The 19910-nt window shown below is 66.7% G+C and carries 14 protein-coding genes and 1 pseudogene; 7 read left to right on the top strand and 8 right to left on the bottom strand.

The window, feature by feature from the left end; all coding sequences use genetic code 11:
* Nucleotides 1-187: 187 nt before the first annotated feature.
* The 7 genes and pseudogenes from AC07NY_RS17605 to AC07NY_RS17635 all read right to left on the bottom strand — a co-directional run bounded on the left by AC07NY_RS17605 (nt 188) and on the right by AC07NY_RS17635 (nt 7979).
* On the bottom strand, nt 188-724 hold the full coding sequence (locus AC07NY_RS17605; RefSeq protein ID WP_494584913.1) for a chromate transporter: 537 nt from the start codon (nt 722-724) through the stop codon (nt 188-190).
* A 91-nt stretch (nt 725-815) separates the two neighbouring features.
* A complete protein-coding gene (locus tag AC07NY_RS17610; protein WP_492283667.1) occupies nt 816-1364 on the bottom strand; it encodes a chromate transporter in 549 nt (182 codons plus the stop codon).
* Nucleotides 1365-1676: 312 nt separating this feature from the next.
* A pseudogene (locus AC07NY_RS17615) lies at nt 1677-2474 on the bottom strand (endonuclease/exonuclease/phosphatase family protein); the annotation flags it as partial.
* Between the two features lie 88 nt (nt 2475-2562).
* Entirely contained in the window at nt 2563-4008 is a 1446-nt protein-coding gene (locus AC07NY_RS17620; protein WP_494584914.1) for a phospholipase D-like domain-containing protein, read from the bottom strand.
* 39 nt (nt 4009-4047) lie between these two features.
* A complete protein-coding gene (locus tag AC07NY_RS17625) occupies nt 4048-5319 on the bottom strand; it encodes an MFS transporter (protein WP_494584915.1) in 1272 nt (423 codons plus the stop codon).
* Nucleotides 5316-5693 carry a hypothetical protein gene (locus AC07NY_RS17630; RefSeq protein ID WP_494584916.1) on the bottom strand — a complete coding sequence of 126 codons (378 nt, stop codon included), beginning with the start codon at nt 5691-5693 and terminating at the stop codon, nt 5316-5318. The genes AC07NY_RS17625 and AC07NY_RS17630 overlap by 4 nt, the downstream gene beginning before the upstream one ends.
* A 15-nt stretch (nt 5694-5708) precedes the next feature.
* Complete coding sequence (locus AC07NY_RS17635) at nt 5709-7979, bottom strand: TonB-dependent receptor (protein WP_494584917.1); 2271 nt, start codon at nt 7977-7979, stop codon at nt 5709-5711.
* A 247-nt stretch (nt 7980-8226) separates the two neighbouring features.
* On the opposite strand from AC07NY_RS17635, the gene AC07NY_RS17640 reads away from it, so the two are divergent.
* The 7 genes from AC07NY_RS17640 to AC07NY_RS17670 all read left to right on the top strand — a co-directional run bounded on the left by AC07NY_RS17640 (nt 8227) and on the right by AC07NY_RS17670 (nt 19096).
* Complete coding sequence (locus AC07NY_RS17640; RefSeq protein ID WP_494584918.1) at nt 8227-9252, top strand: helix-turn-helix domain-containing protein; 1026 nt, start codon at nt 8227-8229, stop codon at nt 9250-9252.
* A gap of 265 nt (nt 9253-9517) precedes the next feature.
* A complete protein-coding gene (locus tag AC07NY_RS17645; protein WP_494584919.1) occupies nt 9518-10378 on the top strand; it encodes an ImuA family protein in 861 nt (286 codons plus the stop codon).
* Entirely contained in the window at nt 10284-11828 is a 1545-nt protein-coding gene (locus AC07NY_RS17650; protein ID WP_494584920.1) for a Y-family DNA polymerase, read from the top strand. The genes AC07NY_RS17645 and AC07NY_RS17650 overlap by 95 nt, the downstream gene beginning before the upstream one ends.
* A 5-nt stretch (nt 11829-11833) precedes the next feature.
* Nucleotides 11834-15430, top strand: a complete 3597-nt coding sequence (locus AC07NY_RS17655) for an error-prone DNA polymerase (RefSeq protein WP_494585138.1) — start codon at nt 11834-11836, stop codon at nt 15428-15430.
* 323 nt (nt 15431-15753) lie between these two features.
* Entirely contained in the window at nt 15754-16563 is an 810-nt protein-coding gene (locus AC07NY_RS17660; protein ID WP_494584921.1) for a phosphoadenylyl-sulfate reductase, read from the top strand.
* Nucleotides 16560-17462, top strand: coding sequence for a sulfate adenylyltransferase subunit CysD (gene cysD / locus AC07NY_RS17665; protein WP_494584922.1), 903 nt, complete (start codon nt 16560-16562; stop codon nt 17460-17462). Before AC07NY_RS17660 ends, cysD begins: the two co-directional genes overlap by 4 nt.
* On the top strand, nt 17462-19096 hold the full coding sequence (locus AC07NY_RS17670) for a sulfate adenylyltransferase subunit 1 (protein WP_494584923.1): 1635 nt from the start codon (nt 17462-17464) through the stop codon (nt 19094-19096). The genes cysD and AC07NY_RS17670 overlap by 1 nt, the downstream gene beginning before the upstream one ends.
* An 82-nt stretch (nt 19097-19178) precedes the next feature.
* On the opposite strand, the gene AC07NY_RS17675 is transcribed toward AC07NY_RS17670, so the two are convergent.
* On the bottom strand, nt 19179-19820 hold the full coding sequence (locus AC07NY_RS17675; RefSeq protein ID WP_494584924.1) for an EF-hand domain-containing protein: 642 nt from the start codon (nt 19818-19820) through the stop codon (nt 19179-19181).
* Between the last annotated feature and the right edge of the window lie 90 nt (nt 19821-19910).

A 19910-nucleotide genomic window follows, 5' to 3' on the forward strand; every position in this document is an offset into this window, starting at 1 on the left:
TCGCAAGTTGATTCTTTATGAATCGATAATATAATAATTAATATAATTCAAAACTGAACGCTATATATAATATAATTATTATAGAATGCGGGTTTGTAAAGACATTTATGGACGATATCTGAGTTTTGATGTTCGATATATATGCGCCGCTTGCGCTGCGATCAGGTTTTGATGCGGCGAAAGGCGCTTAAATCAGTGCCAGCAGGTGAAGCCCGACGAAACAGCCGGCGCCGCCAGCGATCAGCAGCAGCGGATTGACCGAGGTCAGCAACAGCAGGGCGGTCGAGACGAGTGCGATCCCCCGGCCGAGCCAGCCGGTGTCGAGCGACTGGATCAGTACATAGCTGGCGGCGAGGATCATGCCCGCAGCGACCGGTCGCAGGCCCTTTTCGAGCGCGCGCAGCAGCCGGGCACCCTCGTAGCGCGACCAGATATGGGCGACCCCGTAGATCAGGAAGGCGGTCGGCCCGAAGATGCCGGCAGTGGCCGCGACCGCGCCCCAGAACCCGGCGATCTGCCAGCCGATCAGCGTGGCCAGAAGCGAGCCCGGCCCCGGCGCCAGCCGCGCGATGGCGAAGGCATCGACGAACTGCGCGGCGCTCATCCAGTGATGCACGTCGACGATCTGGCGATGCATGTCAGCGATGGCGCTCTGCCCGCCGCCAATGGTCACCAGCGAGAGCGGCAGGAAGACGAGCAGGATGCTGAAGGGCAGGGATTGCATGGCCTAAAGTATTTTCGAGCGAAGTGGGTACCGGTTCGCGTGAAGAACCGCAGGTCCGCGCAGCGAACATGCGACCAAAACAAAAAGGCGTTCAGCCGTCCCGGTAGGTCACGGCGACGCTGAGCGAGCCGAAGCCGAGCACCGTCCAGAGCAATGGCCATTTCAGGATCGCGACGGCGACGAAGGTTGCGGCCATGATCGCGAGCGGGAACACCCGGCGCGGCACGCGCCTTGCGGCGGTCAGGCCCATCGCCAGCGACAGGCCGATCGCCGCCGAGGCTGCGCCGCTGAGCGCGATATGGCTGAGTTCATAGCCGGCGAGCGAGGCGAAGACACTGCCGATCAGCACGATGACGAAGGCGGCCGGCACGACGATGCCGAGCCAGGAGGCGATGGCACCGTTGCGGCCGCCGAGCTTGTAGCCGATCCAGATCGCCATGTTGGTGACGTTGACGCCGGGCAGGGCCTGCGCGACCGAGAGCCCGTTGAGGAAATCCTCCTCGCTCATCAGGCGCCGTCGCTGCACGAATTCCCGGAGCATCCAGCCGCTCAGGCCGCCGCCGAAGCTGGTCAGCCCGATCCGCGCGAAGATCAGGAAGAGTTGCAGCGCGCTCGGGCGCTCGGCCAAGGCATCCGGCATCTGATTCTGCGCCCTGAGACGGCTGACGAATTCAGAAAGCAGGCTTTGCCGGGATTGGCCAGCGCCGGATACGAGTATTCAGCGCGTCGGAGCGTCCGGCCGCCGCAAGGTGCGCCGGACGGCGCGCTTCAACTGGTCGCCGGCCTTGCGCACGAGCTCGCGATTGCTGCCGCGGCGGCCATTGCCGGACGATATCGCGGGGAGCGGCAGAGGCGCTTCCTTGTCCCGCGGTACCGCTGTTGCAGAGGATACGGGCTCCGCCGGCACGAGCATGAGTTCGGGCACGCGCACCGGCAGCGCCGCCATGGCCGGATCGACGAAGGCCTTGATCGGGAGATGATCTGAAGCGACGCGCGCCAGCGGGGTGTCGTGGACCGCGACCTCCGACAGGATTTCCGGCCGGTTGGCGATGATCCGGTCGAGCGCCAGCAGGGGCAGCCCGGCCGGAAAACTCGGTACCGGCACGGGCATCGTGCCGAAGGCGGCATCGAGCGCGCTGAGCGCCGAGCGGCCGCCGAGGCGCCATTCGTTGAGATCGCCAAGCAGGAGGGTGGGGCGCTCGTCGCGGCTGCGCATCAGTTCGATGATCATGCGGGCCTGCTGCGAGCGCGAGCGCCTGAGCAGGCCGAGATGCGCCGCGACGATCCGGAGCGCCGCGCCGCTCTCAAGGTCGATATCGACGACCAATGCGCCGCGCGGCTCCAGCCCGGGCAGCGAGACCTGATGGACGTCGCGCACGAGGCCCTGCCGGAACAGCACGACATTGCCGTGCCAACCATGGGCGGCGGCATTGGCGCTCTCGACGGGAACCGGGACGAGGCCGGTCTCGTCCTTCAGCCGGGCGAGGTCGAGCAGTCCGTGGCGGGCGCCGAAGCGCTTGTCGGCCTCCTGCAGGGCGATGACATCGGGCGCGATCTCGCGGATGACCTGCGCGATCCGGCCGGGATCGAAGCGGCCGTCGATGCCGACGCATTTATGGACATTATAGGAGGCGACCAGCGTGCCGCCGGGGCGACCGTTTTCGCCAGCCGGCACGGTGCCGGGGCGGTTCTTGCGCTGGCGCAGCGAGGCGATGATGCTGGCGGGCAGGCTTTGGCTCTTCTTCTGCATCGCTCCGCCGGCTCGTGCTCCGGACCCGCTCATCTCGAACGGGTGACGGCTTAGGCATCCATGGCGTCAGGGATATGACCGCATCGGTTCACAGATAGGGCGAGCCGAGCCAGATCAGCCTGTCGATCAGACGCATGACATAGGGCCGGGCGCGCAGGCCGGCAAGCGTGACCGGGGTCGCAGAGGCCATCACCGTTTCGATCCGGCGCTCGATCGCGCGGGCGAAACCATGGTCGAGAACCTCGAGGTCGATCTCGAAATTCAGGCGCAGCGAGCGGGGATCGAGATTGGAGGAGCCGACATAGGCCCAGCTGCCGTCGATGGCGAGGAGCTTGGAATGGTCGAAGACGCCGGTGGAGCGCCAGATCCGGCAGTAATTCTTCAGCATCTGGTCGAATTGCGCGGTCATGGCGCGGTCGACCAGCACGAGATTGTTGACCGAGGGCACGACGATGTCGATGGCGACGCCGCGTCGCGCGGCTGTGACGATCGCGCTGATCAGTTCCTGGTCCGGCAGGAAATAGGGCGACATGATCCGGACGGAATCGCGCGCCACCGACAGGGCTCCGATCAAGAGCTTGTGATTGGTTTCCAGATAGGAATCCGGGCCCGTGGGCACCGCGCGCGCCAGCACCGGCATGCCGCCGCGCGCCATGACGGGAATCTCCCAGGCGGGGCCGGTAAGCGATTCGCCGGTGGCGAAGCACCAGTCCTCGGCCGCCACCGCAAAGAGATCGGCGACCACCGGGCCTTCGACGCGGAAATGCGTGTCATGGGCGAAGGCATCGCCCACGAATTCACGCGTGAAGCCTTCGCGGATGTTCATGCCGCCCATGAAGCCGATCGTTCCGTCGACGACGATGATCTTCCGGTGCGTCCGGAGATTGGCATAGGGCAACCGCAGGCCCACGATGATGTTGCCGTTGAAGACATCGACCGCGACCCCGCCCTCGCGCAGATGCCCGGCGATGCTCGGCACCGAATAGCGCGCGCCGACCGCGTCGATCAGCACCCGCACCGCGACGCCGCGCTTATGAGCCTCTATCAGCGCGTCGGCGATGCGCAGACCGAGCGGATCGCGGTCGAAGATGTAGCTTTCCAGGATGATGCTGCGCTGGGCCGCCGCAATGGCGGTGAGCATCGCTGCATAGGCCGCGTCGCCGGTCTCCAGCGTCTCGATGCGGTTGCCGGTGGTCAGCGGATGGCGCGCGACACGGTCGCCGAGCGTCTTGAGCGAGAGGAAGCGCCGGCCGAATTGCGTCTCGACCACCTCGTCCTCGACATGGAAGTCGGCGGCAGCCATGCCGTGGCCCGGCCGCTGCGCCAGGATCGAGGCGCGCCGGATGCGGTTCACCCCGGCGATGGCGTAGAGCAGCGGCCCGACGATCGGCGAGAGGATGATGACGCCGACCCAGCCGATGGCGGCGCGCACCTCGTCCTTCGTCATCACCGCATGCGCGCCGGCGACGGTCGACGTCACGACGGTGATGACCGCGAGGATATGCGGCCAATAGGCCGAGAGAATCTCCCACATGTGGCCGAGGCTAGCGTGGGGACGGGCGCTCCGCCATGCTCAGCCGGTTTTCATCGCTCCGGCGCCCGGCGGCTGCATGATCTTCGCCTGCGCGAGCATCCTGACCGTCGCGATCACGGCGATGGCGGAGATCGCGGTCGCCAGCGAGAACAGGAATCCGTAGCCCATGGCGTCGGCGAGCTTGCCGGCCAGCATCGAGCCGGCGAGATAGACCAGCAATTGCGCGCAGGCGAGGATGGTGAAATCCGTGCCCGGCTGGTCCGAGGTCGTCACCGCCATGAACAGCGAATAGAGCGCGACGATCTCCATGTAGCGGATCAGCGTCTGGAAGCCGGCGGCGCCGAAGAGCGGCCAGACCCCGACGACGGCGCCAAGCGCATGCGCCGCGAAGAGCGCGAAGCAGATCGTCCGCATCCCGCCGAGCAGGGCGAGCACGAAGGACAACCCCTGCCGCTTCACCATCCAGGCGGCAATCGCCGAGCCTGCAAGCCCCGCCGTCGTTGCCGACAGCCCTGAGAGATAGCCGATCTGGTCGAGCGGGATGCCGGCATCGACGAGGTACGAGCCTTCCATCGCCTTCACGAGCCCTTCGCTCGCCCGGTAGGTCAGGGCGATCCACAGGATCTGGCGGGCTTCCGGGCGCTTCAGGAAAGCGCGGATCGACGGACGCGGCGCGGGAGTAATGCCGGGCACGGGATCGTCCTCGCGCATCATCGCGGCGGCGATCAAAGGTAGCAGCGAGATTGCGGCGATGGTCACCAACATCCCGGTCCAGCCGATATGGTGGTAGAGCACGAGGCCGAGCGTGCCGCCGATCACCACGCCGAAGGCGACCGAGCCGCCCTGGATGGCGTTGCCGATGGCACGGTCTTCTTCCGGCAGATATTTCGCGGCATAGCCGTCGGTCGCGATGTCCTGCGTCGAGATCAGCAGCGAGGCGACGAAGCCGATCGCGATGATCGCGTTGACCTCGGTCGGCCCGACCATGATCAGGGCGAGGATGGCGAGGATCGTCAGGCTCTGTGTGATGAAGACCCAGCCGGCGCGATGGGCCCGAGCGAAGGGGCGGATGCGGTCGACCCAGGGCGCCCAGAGGAATTTCAGGACAAGCGGCAGCAGCAGGATGCTCATCATGCCGATCGCCGTGCGGGAGACGCCGAGTTCGCGCATGATCGGCGGCAGCGCCGCGACGAAGAGATAGGACGGGATCGCCTGCGCCAGATAAAGCCCGCCCAGCACGGCGAAGAGCCGGTAGCGCTGGTTCGGCGCGAGCGTGGCCGGTAGGCGGGCGGGTTCCGTCGCGCTGCTCATCGGTTCGCGCCGCTGTACTGGCTCAGCAGGAAGGCGCGCCCGACAGCTTCCTCCCGTTCGGCGACGATCGGGAAGGGCCATAGCCGGCGGAAGGTCTCGGCGGTCTTCTCGCTGGCATCGGGCCGTACGATCGCGCAGGCGAGGCAGGCGCGCGAGACCCGGTCCCGCGTCGCCTTGAACCAGAGCGCCTGCTCGCGCTCGCCCGCCTGCGAGAGCGCCCGCCCGCCACCGAAGATCGTCAGCAACGTATAGGGCTCCTCGCGCCGACCGATCTCGTGGAGCGCGTCGAGATAGGCGCGCTCGTCCTCAGGCTGATAGGGCGGCATGAAGCGCAGCGTCACCACCGCATCCGCGTCGATCTCGAGGCTGACCATGACCTTGAATGCGCCTCAGAAGGTCTTGCGGAAGCCGACCGTGACCGTGCGGCCCCAGCCATAATTCGGCAGGTTGCGCACCGAGGTCGCGGTCGGGTTCTGATAGGCGCGGTCGAACAGGTTGTTGACCGCGACATAGGCCTCGCCCTCCCAGACCGGGGCGGTGAGCGCGAGGTTCATCGTCGCGGCGCCCTTCAGCTTGTAGCGGGTGCCGCGCAGGTCGATCGCGACGTCGCGATCCGAGAAGGCCTCGCCTTCGACGCGCAGTTGCATGCCGTTCACGAAGCGGTAGCTGCCATAGAGCATACCGCGCCAGGGCGAGCCGATGCGGTTGTTCGGCAGGTTGCTGTCGAGCCTGCCGTCGCCATTGGTGTCGTAGCGGCCCTCGCGGTAGGACAGCACCGTGCCCATCGTGAAGGCGTCGGTGATGGTGACATCGCCGGTCGCCTCGACGCCCCAGATCCGCTCCTTCTGCTGCGACATCGTGTTGGTGACGGAATCGAAGGTGACGCCGTCATCGGAGGTGCTGACGAAGCCGGTCAGCGAGCCCTTGAAGCGATCATAGCTGCCACGGATGCCGAGCTCGTAATTGTTCACGATCTGCGCCTTCGGCGCGATCGCCGAATAGCTGATCGTCTGGCGGTTGGCGGGCAGGCAGTTCGGCAACTGCACGGGGCAGGCATATTGCGTCGAGATGCCGGCACGGCGGGTGAAGGCGCCGACATCCGGCAGGGCGAAGCCCTGCGAGAAGCCGCCGAAGATCTCGCTGGTCTCGGACAGCTTGATCGTTGCGCCGAGATTGGCGGTTACCGCCGAATAGTCGAAATCACCGCCGAGCACCCGCAGCGCCGGCAGCACGAAGGCCTGGTAGCCCTGCGCATTGTTGGCAGCGACCGCGGCATAGGCGGCAGGGCGGATATAATCGTTCACTGAGAGCGAGAAATGCTCGTAGCGCAGGCCGCCGCGCAGCACGACGCGCTCACCGATCGGGATCTGGAGCTGGCCGAAGCCGGCCGCCGTCGTCTGCTTCAATGGCGTGAAGACGTCCTGTCCGCTGGTCAGGGTCTGCCAGGTCTTCTCCTGGATCAGGTCGCCGCCCCAGGTCAGCTTGGCGCCGGGCAGGATGCGATCGAGCGGGGTATCGATCGTGACGTTCAGGCCGCCGCGCTGCGAATAGAGCGTCGTCTGGTTGTCCCGGCTCGTCGGCGAGAGCGGGTTGAACGAGTAGTAGACTTGCGAATTATAGGGGTAGGAGAAGGTCGAGTAATTGAAGCGTTTCTTGATGTCGTTGTAGTAGCCGAGCAGGCTGAGCTTGCCGAGGGCGAAATCGGCATCGCTATAGCGCAGCGATACGGACTTGGTGTCTTCCAGCACGCTTTCGCCGGTATAGAGCCTCGTCCGGTCCGGCCGGGCGAAGGGCGCCGCGTAATTGGTCAGGTATTTCGGGTCCTGGTCGAAGCCGATCCAGGAGGCGTTGAACTCGATGCGCTTGCCGCCAGAAAAGTCGTAGCCGAGCTTGGCGAGCAGGTTGCCGGCCTTGTAGCGGTCGCCGCCGCCCTGGCCGAGCAGGCCGTCGGATGGCAGTTCGCGCCCGGCGCCGTCATAGGTGCGACCCGCGCCGCGGATCTGGCCCGAGAACAGGTAGTCGATACCGTCAGGCACCTTGCCGGAGACGGTGACCGAGGCTTCCGGCGCCAGCGAGCGGCCGATATTCTGGGTGAAGCCGCGGATCGCGGTGTTGACCGTGACGCGCGGCTTGCCCTCGGCCGCCTTCTTCGTGATGAAGTTGACCGTGCCGCCGGTGGCGCCCGCGCCATAGAGGCTGGAGGCGCCGGCAACCACCTCGATCCGCTCCACCGTGTTGAGATCGATCAGCGAGAGGATGCGCGAGACGTCGCGCAGCGGCGTGTTCATCGGCACGCCGTCGATCATCACCAGGAGGTCGCGGCCGCGGTAATTCTCCGAGGCGCTGGAAACCGTCTGCGTCGACATCGAATAGCCCGGTACCAGCTTGCCGAGCGCGGCAGCAGCATTGGGGCTGAATTTCATCTGCTGCTCGATCTCCGTCCGGTCGATGACCTGAACGGATTGCGGCGTCTCGGCCGTGCTGCGCTCGGCACGGGCGGCGGTCACCGTGATCGTGTCGAGATCGATCGTGGCCGGCGCGGACGCGGCGCGGCCCGGCGCTGCTGCAGGGCTTCCGGACTGTGGCGAAACCTGCGCGACCGCCATCGAGGAGGCGAGGAGGGCCACGAGGCTGGTGGCGAGGCTGATCGGTCTGGTCATGGTTCTACCTGGCGGCGCCGGCTGCGGCTCTGCTCATGTCTTGGGCAGGGAGCCGATGCCGTTCTGATGGCGGATTACTTGGGGTATTTCAGAATTCGTTGTTTAGAATTATAGTAAAGTAGCTTGATTTCATTACGGATGTGATCTTCCGTAGGCGTCGTGATCGATTTCAGTTGTTGCTGTAATGATGTTTCTGCGGTCTAAGCTTGGACTTCCGCGAACGCGCTATAGGACTGAGACGAATCCGGTGTCGAAAACGGGAGATGTGGCTGTCGCGACACGCCCCGGCCGGGAAGGGGCGCCGGAAACGCGGAATTTCGTGCCGTTCTGGCTGGTCTCCGCTGAGGTCGGCCGCGACGAGGCGAGCACGCTCTCGCGGCGCATCCTTGGCCGTAACGTTGCCCGCGAAGCCGCTGCGCCCGACCTGCCTCTGCCTTTCGACGCGCGCTGCGTCCTGACCACGCGCCCCGATATCGGCCTGCGCTCCTGCTTCGCCCCGGCTTCGCACTGGATCTGGCAGCCGGATGGAATCGGGGAGGGCGTGCGCTACATTCTCATTCGGCCGGCCGAGGCGCGGGTGGTGATCCGCCAAGGCGACCGGCGCATCGCCTTGCGTGCTCGCGAGGCAGCGGCGCTCGCTCTAGACCAGGCGACCGAATTCGTGCTGGCCCAGCCCGGTCGCATCGACGTGATCGAGCTGGACTCGGCCCTGCTGCCTTCGCTCATCGACAATGCCGGGCTGATGCAGATCATCCCGCGCTCGAACCCGGGCTTGCAGGCGCTGGCGCATTACGGCGCGCTCTTGCTGCGCGGCTTGCTGCCGTTGAACTCCGCCGAGCTTCAGGCTCTGGCCAAGGGCCATGTCCACGATCTCATCGGCGCCGCCCTCGCGGACCGCGAGCCTGCGGCGCCGGCCGCGATGGCGGATCGTCGAGCCGGCCGTCTCGCCGCGATCAAGGCCGATATCGAGGCGCGGCTGGAGCGGCGCGATCTCGGCGTCGAGATGATCGCGACCTTGCATGGCATCAGCGCCCGCGTCGTGCAGAAGCTGTTCGAGGCGGAGGGGCGGACCTTCTCCGACTATGTGCTGGAGCGCCGGCTCGACCGGGCCTGGCACCGGCTGGTCACGGCGGAAGGCGCGGCGCTTACCATCAGCACCGTCGCCTATGAGGTCGGCTTTGGCGATCTCTCCTATTTCAACCGCTGTTTCCGCAAGCGCTTCGGCCGGCCGCCTTCGCAAGTGAAGGCCCAGGCCGTCAGCGGCGAGGGCTGAGAGCTCGTTTGAAAACTCAGCCCTCATCCTGAGGAGCCCCAAAGCGGCGTCTCGAAGGATGGTCCAGATGGTTCCGGAGCCTCCTGGAGCATCCTTCGAGAGGCGCCTGCGACGCCCCTCAGGATGAGGGCTCTGGGAATGTCCAAACAGCCTCCCCTCCGCGTCACCCTTTGGCAGGGGCATGGGGACGGCCGGAAGACTCGACTCGCCTTCCGGCGGGGGCCGTTCTATAAAAGAACAAAGAGAGAACAATTATCGTGCTCCCATGCCAGAGACCGCACCGACCCTGTCCGACCTGCGCCGCAGCCTCGCTGAAGCCGCCCTGCGGAGCGGCCCGGTCGCGGCCGGCCGGATCGGCCTGGGCGTGCCCGGTCTGGACGAGGTACTGAACGGCGGGCTCGCAAGGGCGGCGTTGCACGAGATCTACGCTGCCGAGGTCGCCGACCTCGCTGCCGCGACCGGCTTCGCGCTCGGCCTCGCACTGCGGGCGGGGGAAGCTGAGGGAGAGGCAGGCCGCACCATTCTCTGGGCGCGGCAGGATTTCGTGGATGCCGAGGCCGGGCGGCTGCATGCGCCGGGGCTGAACGAGCTCGGCCTCGATCCGGCGCGCCTGCTGCTGGTGCGGGCACGCGACGGCGAGGGCGTGCTGCGGGCCGGGGCCGAGGCGGCGCGCTGTACCGCCCTCAGTGCCGTGCTGATCGAGCCTTGGGGCGAGCCGCGCCCTTTCGACCTGACGGCGAGCCGCCGCCTCGCTTTGGCGGCGGAAGCCTCGGGCGTGCCGGTGCTGCTGCTGCGCGTCGCGGCGGCCGAGGCGCCGAGCGCGGCGCGCACGCGCTGGCAGGTGAGGGCGCTCGCCTCGCGGGCATTGGAGGCGAATGCGCCGGGCGCACCGGCCTTCGCCCTGAGATTGCTGCGCCAGCGCGGCGGCGCGGCCGAGCGTGAGTGGCGTGTGGAGTGGGACCGTGACCGACATTGCTTTGCGGAACGCAGCCTTTTCGACCGACCCGACAAGTCGGCTTCCCGGACAGACCATGCCGCGCCGCTATCTCGCCCTCTGGTTCCCCTATCTGGCGACGGACAGGTTGCGGCGGACGGGCGCGATTCCGGCCTCCGGCGCGCCGGCTGAGAAGCCGCATGTCCTGACCGAGATGCAGGGCAGCGCCCTGCGCCTTGTCGATTGCGACCTGCGCGCCGTCGACCTCGGCCTGACGCGGGGGATGACCCTGGCCGATGCCCGTGCCCGCATTCCCGATCTCGTCGCGCTGGAGGCGCAGCCGCAGGCGGACGGAGAATTCCTCGAAGCGCTTGCCGGTTTCTGCGACCGTTTCACCCCGTTGGTCGCGCTCGACGAGCCGCATGGCCTGATGCTCGACATTACCGGCTGCGCCCATCTCTTCGGCGGCGAGGCAGGGCTCGGCAACCTTGCCGGGCGCTCCATGCAGCGCGGCGGCCTCAAGCTGAAAGCCGCCATTGCCGGCACGCCCGACGCCGCCCGCGCCTGCGCCCGACACGGCCGTGGCGGCATCGTCCCGCCCGGACAGGAAGAGGCGCTGTTGCGCGCGCTGCCGACCGCGGCGCTCGATACCGACGCCGAGACCGTGATCGCCCTCTCCCGCGCCGGCCTCAAGACGCTCGATCATCTCGCTGAGCGCCCCTCGGAAACGCTCTCCGCCCGCTTCGGCGAGGCGCTGGCGGTCAAGCTCCGGCGCATTCTCGGCCATGAGGACCGCCGCATCACGCCCTTGCGCTCACCGCCCGATTGCGTGGTCGAGCGCCATTTCGCCGAACCCTTCGCCGACACTGCGAGCTTCGAAGCCGTGGTCGTCAGGTTGATCGGGGAGGCGGCGCGGGTGCTGGAAGCGCGGGGCGAGGGCGGGCGCGTCTTCGAACTCGGCTTCTTCCGCAGCGACGGCGCGGTGCGCCGCCTTGCCATCGAGACCGGCCGGCCCTCGCGCGATGCGAAAGCGCTGCTCAGGCTCTATCGCGAGCGCGTCGAGACCCTGGCCGATCCGCTCGATCCCGGATTCGGCTTCGACGCGATCAAGCTCGCCGTGCCGCTCTGCGAACCGCTCGACACGCCCCAGCACAGTCTCGATGGTCGCGCGGTCGAGGAGGAGGCGGTTGCCGATCTGGTCGATCGGCTCGTCACCCGTTTCGGCCGCGACCGGGTTCTGCGCTTCGCGGCACAGGACACGCATCATCCCGTGCGTGCCGCGAAAGCGCTTTCGGCCGCCGCGCCATTGCCGGAAACGCCTTGGTCAGCGCCCGAGCCACGGGAACCGCCGGCCCGCCCGCTCCAGCTTTTCGAACCGCCCCAGCCGGTCGAGGCGATCGCGGAGGTGCCGGATGGTCCGCCGATCCGCTTCCGCTGGCGCCGTCTGACCCATGACGTCGCCCGCGCCGAAGGCCCCGAGCGCATCGCCCCCGAATGGTGGCGCGACGGCTCTGACGAGCCGATGCGCGACTATTATCGCGTCGAGGATGCGCAAGGCCGCCGCTTCTGGCTCTATCGAATCGGCTTCTACGAGGCCGGAAACGATCCGCCACGCTGGTTCCTGCACGGGCTCTTCGCATGAATCAGATGGTAAGCCCCTTCGCCGAACCCGTTGCCGCCACGCATTTTTCCTTCCTGCGCGGCGCCTCGCCGGGGCCGCATATGGTGCTGACGGCGCTGCTGCTCGGCTATTCCGGCATCGGCATCGCCGACCGCAACACGGTGGCCGGCGTCGTGCGCGCCTGGGCGGCGCTGAAGCAGTTGCGCGAGGACGGTTTGCCGGCGCCCGACAAGATCCGGGAAGGCGGCAGCCCCGGCGAATACTATTGGGCCGAGAACCCCGAATTCGCCGCCCTGCCTTTCACCCCGGCTGAGATGAAGGCGAAGGCGGAGCGCTTCAAGCTCGCGACCGGCACCCGGCTCGTCTTCGCCGACGGCACGCCCGACATCGTCGTCTACCCGGCCAATCGCGACGGCTGGGGCCGGCTTTGCCGCCTGCTCAGCCATGGCAATCTGAAGGACGGCGTGAAGAAGGGCGAATGCCGGCTCGTCCTCGACGACCTCCTGAACGATGCCCGCGACCTGCTGCTGATCCTGATGCCCGCGCGCGGCCTCGATGGCCTGTCCGAATTGCTCGCCCGGCTCGACGAAGCCGCGCCCGGCGCGATCTGGCTTGCCGCCAGCATGCACCGGCGCGGCGACGACCGCCGCCGCCTCGCGCGGCTCAAGGCCATCGCCGCAGCGACCCGCACGCCGCTGATCGCGACCAATGACACGCTCTACGATTCCATCGGTCAGCGCGATCTGCAGGACGTGCTGACCTGCATCCGCGAGGGCACCACCATCGAGCGGGCCGGGCGCCTGCTCGAATCCAATGCCGAGCGCCATCTCAAGCTGCCGCAGGAGATGGCGCGCCTGTTCCGCGATGCCCCCGAGGCCATCGCCGAGACGCAGGCCCTGTTCTCCCGCATCGAGTTCGATCTCGGCCAGCTCAAATACGAATACCCCGACGAGCCGATCCCGCCCGGCTGGAACGATCAGGACTGGCTGGTGGAGCTGGTTCGGCGCTGCTGCCTGATCCGCTATCCCGAGGGCGTGCCGGAGAAGGTCGAGAAACTGCTGGCGAAGGAGCTCGATCTGATCGGGAAGCTCGAATATGCCCGCTATTTCCTGACAATCCGCCAGATCGTCGAATTCGCCGAGAGCAAGGGCATCCTCTGCCAGGGCCGCGGCTCGGCCGCCAATTCCGCAGTCTGCTACGTGCTCGGCATCACCGCGGTCGATCCCGCCGAGAACGATGTGCTGTTCGAGCGCTTCATCTCGACCGAGCGCAAGGAGCCGCCCGATATCGACGTCGATTTCGAGCATGAGCGGCGCGAGGAGGTGATCCAGTGGATCTACTGGAAATACGGCCGCCACCGCGCCGGCATCGCCGCGACCGTGATCCATTATCGGCCGCGCAGCGCCATCCGCGAGGCCGGTAAGGTTCTGGGCCTCACCGAGGACGTCACCGCCCGCATCGCCGATACGAACTGGGGAAGCTGGGGCAGCGAGATCGGCGATGCTCGCGTCCGCCAGGCCGGGCTCGATCCCACAAATCCGACGATCCGCCGCGCCGTCGATTTCGCCACTCGCCTGCTCGGCTATCCGCGCCATCTCTCGCAGCATGTCGGCGGCTTCGTCCTGTCGCGCGGGCGCCTCGACGAGACCGTGCCGATCGGCAACGCGGCGATGGAGGACCGCACCTTCATCGAATGGGACCGCGACGACATCGACGAGCTCAGATTGATGAAGGTCGATGTGCTGGCGCTGGGCATGCTGACCTGCATCCGTAAGGCGTTCGATCTGCTGCGCGAGCACGAGGGCATCGATTGGGGGCTCGCCGATGTGCCGAACAAGGATGAAGCGACCTACGATATGCTCTGCGAAGGTAAGTCGCTCGGCGTCTTCCAGGTCGAAAGCCGCGCCCAGATGAACATGCTGCCTCGGCTCAAGCCGAGGGAGTTCTACGACCTCGTCATTCAGGTCGCGATTGTCCGCCCCGGCCCGATCCAGGGTAACATGGTGCATCCCTACCTGAAGCGGCGTGCGGGGATCGAGGACGTGACCTATCCGGCCCCTTCGCCAGAGCATGGCGATAAGGACGAACTATTCGAAGTCCTGAACAAGACCAAGGGCGTCCCGCTCTTTCAGGAACAGGCCATGAAGCTCGCCATGGTCGCCGCCAAATTCTCCGATATCGAAGCCAACGGCCTGCGCAAGGCGATGGCGACCTTCCGCAATGCCGGGACGATCCATCACTTCCAGGACAAGATGGTCGAGCGCATGGTCGAGCGCGGCTATGAACGCGATTTCGCCCAGCGTTGCTTCGATCAGATCAGGGGCTTCGGCAGCTACGGCTTCCCGGAAAGCCACGCTGCCTCCTTCGCCAAGCTGGTCTACATCTCATCCTATCTGAAGAAGCATTACCCGGCTGCTTTCGCTGCCGCGTTGCTGAATTCCCAGCCGATGGGTTTTTACGCTCCGGCCCAGATCGTGCGGGAGGCGGAGGAGAACGGCGGCGTCGAGCCGCGGCCGGTCGATGTGAATCTGAGTGTCTGGGATAATGGGCTGGAGGCTGCCGAAAGCATCTCTCCTGCTGACGATACGGATAAAGGCGCGGGGAACACTCTCCCGGAGGGAGAGGGCAGGGTGAGGGGGAGGCCGTTGGAAGGTTTGCCGGAACCTCACCACAGCATCGCCGGGATGAAGCGCCCAACTGGTCGAACGGCCGACACCTCACCCCTTCCCCTCTCCTTACAGGAGAGGGGATTCCCCGGTTCCCGCGCTCAAAATGTGGCGGCTAGGCTGGTGAAGAAACATCCCTTCGCCTTGCGCCTCGGCTTCCGCCAGATCGACAGCTTCAAGGAGGGTTGGGGCAACGCCATCGCCGGGGAGCGCGAAACAGGCGGCCCCTATCGCGACGTCGAGGAGCTGATGCGCCGGGCCAGTCTCCCGGCCCGCGCCATGCGTCTGCTCGCCGATGCCGACGCCTTCCGCTCGCTGGGGCTGGACCGTCGTGAGGCGCTCTGGGCCGTGCGCCGCCTGCCGGACGATCCCGCGCTTCCGCTCTTCCAGGCCGCGCAGGCGCGCGAGCTGGGCTCGGAGCGGAGCATGGCGCTGCCGGTCATGCCGCTCGCCGAACACATCGTTGCCGATTACCAAACTGTGCGGCTCTCTCTGAAGGGCCACCCGATGCAGCTCTTGCGCCCGCGCTTTCGCCGTGAGGGCGTGCTGAGCTGCGCCGAGACCGAGGCGAAGCCCGATGCTGCCTTCGTCCGCACGGCGGGCATCGTTCTGGTGCGCCAGCGGCCGGGCAAGGGCAACGCCATCTTCGTCACGCTGGAGGACGAGACCGGCATCACCAATGTCGTGATCTGGGCGCGCCTCTTCGAGCGTTTCCGCCGCGAGGTCATGGGTGCACGATTGATGCTGGTGGAGGGCAGGGTGCAGAAAAGCGTCGAGGGCGTCACCCATCTCATGGCCCAGCGCATCGCCGACCGTTCGATCGACCTGCTCTCGCTTTCGGACACGCATCGCGCCGAGGTGCCGATGCCCATCGACGAACTCAAGAACCCGCCGCTGCCGCGCCACCGCCACCCGCGCAATGTGCGCATTCTCCCGAAATCCCGGGATTTCCATTGAACGGCAGGCGTTTCGCTCAGTCTTAGCCATCTCCACGCGGGTCATCCCGGGCGACCGCAGGGAGACCCGGGATCCATTCCGGAACCTTCATCGGAAACGCTCCGGCATGGATCCCGGATTGGCGCCGCTTCGCGGCTTGTCCGGGATGACGGCGAGAGGGGGCAAGGCGAGAGCCCGCTCCGGTGGCGGCCGACATTGCCCACCAAAACAAACTTCTCCTATGGAAGTAAAATAAGAAAAAACACGCTACCTACTGTAAATTGAACCTTGATCGTCATGGGTATAAGTGGTTCGTTCGATTTACCGAACAGGCGGCCACGACCATGGCGAACGGCTTCGGCTCGGACGAACCCTCGACGACAACGCCGGCAGAGGCGCTGCTGGCGCATCGCGCGGCCGCGCTCGACACGGCGTTCGGCAAGGCGGACGTGCCCGCGCGCGTTTCCGGCATCGTCGCGGAAGCGAATGGGCGTGTGGTCTTCACCACCTCCTTTGGCCTCGAAGACCAGGTCCTCACCCATTTCATCGCGACGGCGAAGCTGCCGGTCACCTTCGCCACGCTCGATACCGGCCGGCTCTTTCCCGAGGTCTATGCGCTCTGGCAGGAGACCGAGGAGCGCTACGGCATCCTGATCCGCCCGTACTACCCGCGCCATGACACGCTTGAGCTTCATGTGCGCCAGAACGGCATCAACGGCTTCTATGCCTCGCGCGACGCCCGCAAATCCTGCTGCGATATCCGCAAGGTCGAGCCGCTCGGCCGGGCGCTCGCCGGCGCCTCGATCTGGCTGACCGGCCTGCGCGCCGACCAGTCGGCCGCCCGCGGCGGGGTGAAGTTGGCGGAGGCCGATGCGGCCCGTGGCCTCGTCAAGGCGAGCCCGCTGATCGACTGGTCGCGTGAACAGGCGCTCGCCTTCGCGCAGGAGAACGCCGTGCCGCTCAACCCGCTGCATGCGCAGGGTTTCGTCTCGATCGGCTGCCAACCCTGCACCCGCGCCATCCGTCCCGGCGAGCCCGAGCGGGCCGGGCGCTGGTGGTGGGAGGACGATGCGGCCAAGGAATGCGGCCTGCATGTCGGGCAGGACGGGAAATTGGCGCGCGCCAAGCTCTCGGCTGTGGAGGCGCGCCAATGATCCAGCTCAGCCATCTCCAGAAGCTCGAGGCGGAGGCGATCTTCATCATCCGCGAGGTCGTGGCGACCTGCGACAAGCCGGTGCTGCTCTATTCGATCGGCAAGGACTCGGCCGTCCTGCTGCATCTCGTGATGAAGGCGTTCTATCCGGCCAAGCCGCCTTTCCCGCTGCTCCATGTCGATACGACCTGGAAGTTCCGCGAGATGATCGCCTTCCGCGACGAGACCGCGAAGCGGCTCGGGCTCGATCTCATCGTCCATATCAATCGGGAGGGCGTCGAGGCCGGGATCAATCCTTTCAGCTCCGGCTCGCGCGTCCATACCGATGTGATGAAGACGCAAGGGCTGAAGCAGGCGCTCGACCTCCATAAGTTCGATGCCGCCTTCGGCGGCGCGCGCCGCGACGAGGAGAAGAGCCGGGCCAAGGAGCGCGTCTTCTCGCTGCGCTCGCCTGAACATCGCTGGGACCCGAAGAACCAGCGTCCGGAGCCCTGGCAGCTCTTCAACACCCGCAAGCATCGCGGCGAGAGCTTTCGCGTGTTCCCGCTCTCGAATTGGACCGAGCGCGACGTCTGGGACTACATCGCGCTGGAGAATATCCCGGTCGTGCCGCTCTATTTCGCCGCGCCACGCCCGGTCGTCCGCCGCGACGGCGCCTGGATCATGCGCGACGACGAGCGCATGGAATTGCACCCCGGCGAGACCGTCGAAACCCGCATGGTCCGCTTCCGCACGCTGGGCTGCTATCCGCTGACCGGCGCGGTCGAGAGCGAGGCGGCCAATCTCACCGACATCATCGCCGAGATGCGTTCGTCGCGATCCTCCGAGCGGCAGGGCCGCGTCATCGATCATGACGGCTCGGGCTCGATGGAACAGAAGAAGCAGGAAGGCTATTTCTGATGGGCTTCGCGCTCGCCAAAAAGAAGATACCGAAGCCGGCCCACACCCCGCTTCCGGCCAACGACACACCGGCGTCATCCGAAACCGGCCAGCATTCGCTGCTGCGCTTTATCACCTGCGGCTCGGTCGATGACGGCAAGTCGACGCTGATCGGCCGCATGCTCTACGAGGCCGGCGCGGTCTTCGACGACCAGCTCAGCGCGCTCGACAGCGATTCCCGCAAGTTCGGCACGCAAGGCGAGGCGCCCGATTTCGCGCTGCTGGTCGACGGCCTCTCGGCCGAGCGCGAGCAGGGTATCACCATCGATGTCGCCTATCGCTATTTCGCGACGCAGACGCGCAGCTTCATCGTCGCCGACACGCCCGGACACGAGCAATACACCCGCAACATGGCGACCGGCGCCTCGACCGCCGATCTCGCCATCATCCTGGTCGATGCGCGCAAAGGGCTGCTGCCGCAGACGCGGCGCCATTCCTTCATCGTCTCGCTGGTCGGCGTCCGCCATGTCGTGGTCGCGATCAACAAGATGGACCTCGTCGGCTATGACGCCGCAGTCTTCGAGCGGATCGCGAATGATTATCGCGCGGCGGTGCAGAGCCTCGGCTTCGCCTCGATCCGCTTCGTCCCTGTCTCGGCGCGGGACGGCGAGAACGTCATGCGCCCGTCCGCGCTGATGCCCTGGTATGATGGCCCGGCGCTGCTGCCTTATCTCGAAAGCGTCGCCATCAGCCGCGCTGTGCCAGCCGACGAAGGCTTCGTCCTGCCGGTGCAATGGGTCAACCGGCCCGATCTCGACTTTCGCGGCTATGCTGGCGCAGCCGTCGCCGGGCGCGCGCGCGTCGGCGACCCGGTCGTGGCGCTGCCCTCCGGCCGCACCAGCCGCATCGCGCGTTTGATCGGCGCTGCCGGCGAGGCCAGCCAGATCGCCGCCGGTCAGGCTGCGACGGTGACGCTGGAAGACGATATCGACATCTCGCGCGGCGACGTCATCGCCGCGGCGGGCTCGGCACTTCCGGTGAGCCGGGGCCTGAAGGCGCGCCTGCTCTGGACCGGCGAGCGCGCCATGCTCGAAGGCGGCCAGTTTCTGGTGAAGCTCGCGACACAGAGCGCCAATGCCACGATCGAGGCGCTGCATCACAGCATCGATATCGAGGGCTTCCAGCCGCTGCCGGCGCAGAGCCTGGGTATGAACGGCATCGGTCTGGTGACGCTGCGGCTGGATCGGCCGCTGGTCTCGCTGCCCTATGCCCGCAGCCACGAGCTCGGCGGGCTCATCCTGATCGACCGGATCAGCAACGAGACGGTCGCCTTCGGTTTCGTTGAGCCGGGCGAGGGGACTCTTCCGCAGGCCGTGGGCGAGGGCGGGGCGCTCGCGCGGGCCAAGCGTGGCGTCGTCCGCATCGTCGGCCGGCCGGGTACGCCGGATCGCAGGGCCTGGTTGGCCGGCGTGAGTTGGCGGGTGCTGAGCACGGCGGGGCTGTTCGCTGCGGCCTTTGCGCTGACGGCCAATGCGGCTGCATCTTTGGCGCTCGCCTTCGGCGATATCCTGCTGCGGCCGGGCTTGCGGGCGCTGCATATGTGGCTTTGGCGAAAGGCGCCGGCCGGGGTCCTGCAGGATGGAGCGGGGATCTGAAGAGCGGCGCCAGCGGCTTCTGCCGTCGGCGTCGGGGATGTTGCGGCTGCCACGGGTCGGCGCGGCGACCGGATAGCGGAACTCAGGCCGCCTGGGTGTAGGTCGCGGCCGTGCTGTTCGAGGCCGAGAGTTGCAACGCGCTGCCATAGGCCTGCGAGGCACTCTGGAAAGCCTCCGGCGGTGGCGGCGGCCGGCGCTGCCGCGATCCGGCCTGCTCCATGGCCGACTGGAAGGCCTTCACTTCGTCTTGCGTGACCGAGCCGTCGCCATCGCCGTCCAGCGCGCTGAAGAGCTCATTCAGCCGGTCGCTGTTCAGGCGGCTATCCTTGAAGGCGGCACTGAACTCGTCCTGGCTGATCCCGCCATTGGCGTCGCTGTCGATCGCGTCGAAGGCCGACTGCTCGTCCGCGTCGCTGTCTGCTGTGGCCTTCGTTGTCTGCGCTGCGTTCGTCTGGAGCGAGAACAGGAAGGATTGCAGGAGATCGTCGGCCTTCCTGGCCTTGTCCTTGAACGCATCGGACTCGGCCTTGCTGATCGAGCCGTCGCCGTCGGAGTCGATCTTCTTGAAGAGCTCTTCGCTCTTGCTGCTGTCGGCGCCCTTGGGACCTGCGCTCTTGAACTCTTCGAGGCTGAGAGCGCCGTCGCTGTTGCCGTCGATCTGGTCGAAGCTGGGCGGCTTGTGGTGCGGCCGGAAGCCGCCTCCGATACTGTTGATACTCGACATGGGTTACTCCGGAACGCCGCGATGCTGCGGCGCCCCGGAAGTCTCGGCCCGGAATCTTGGTGAATGCCTAATAAACGCCGCCGCGTGAGC

It is taken from the genome of Allobosea sp. GW821-FHT09G06 (genome assembly GCF_059416005.1).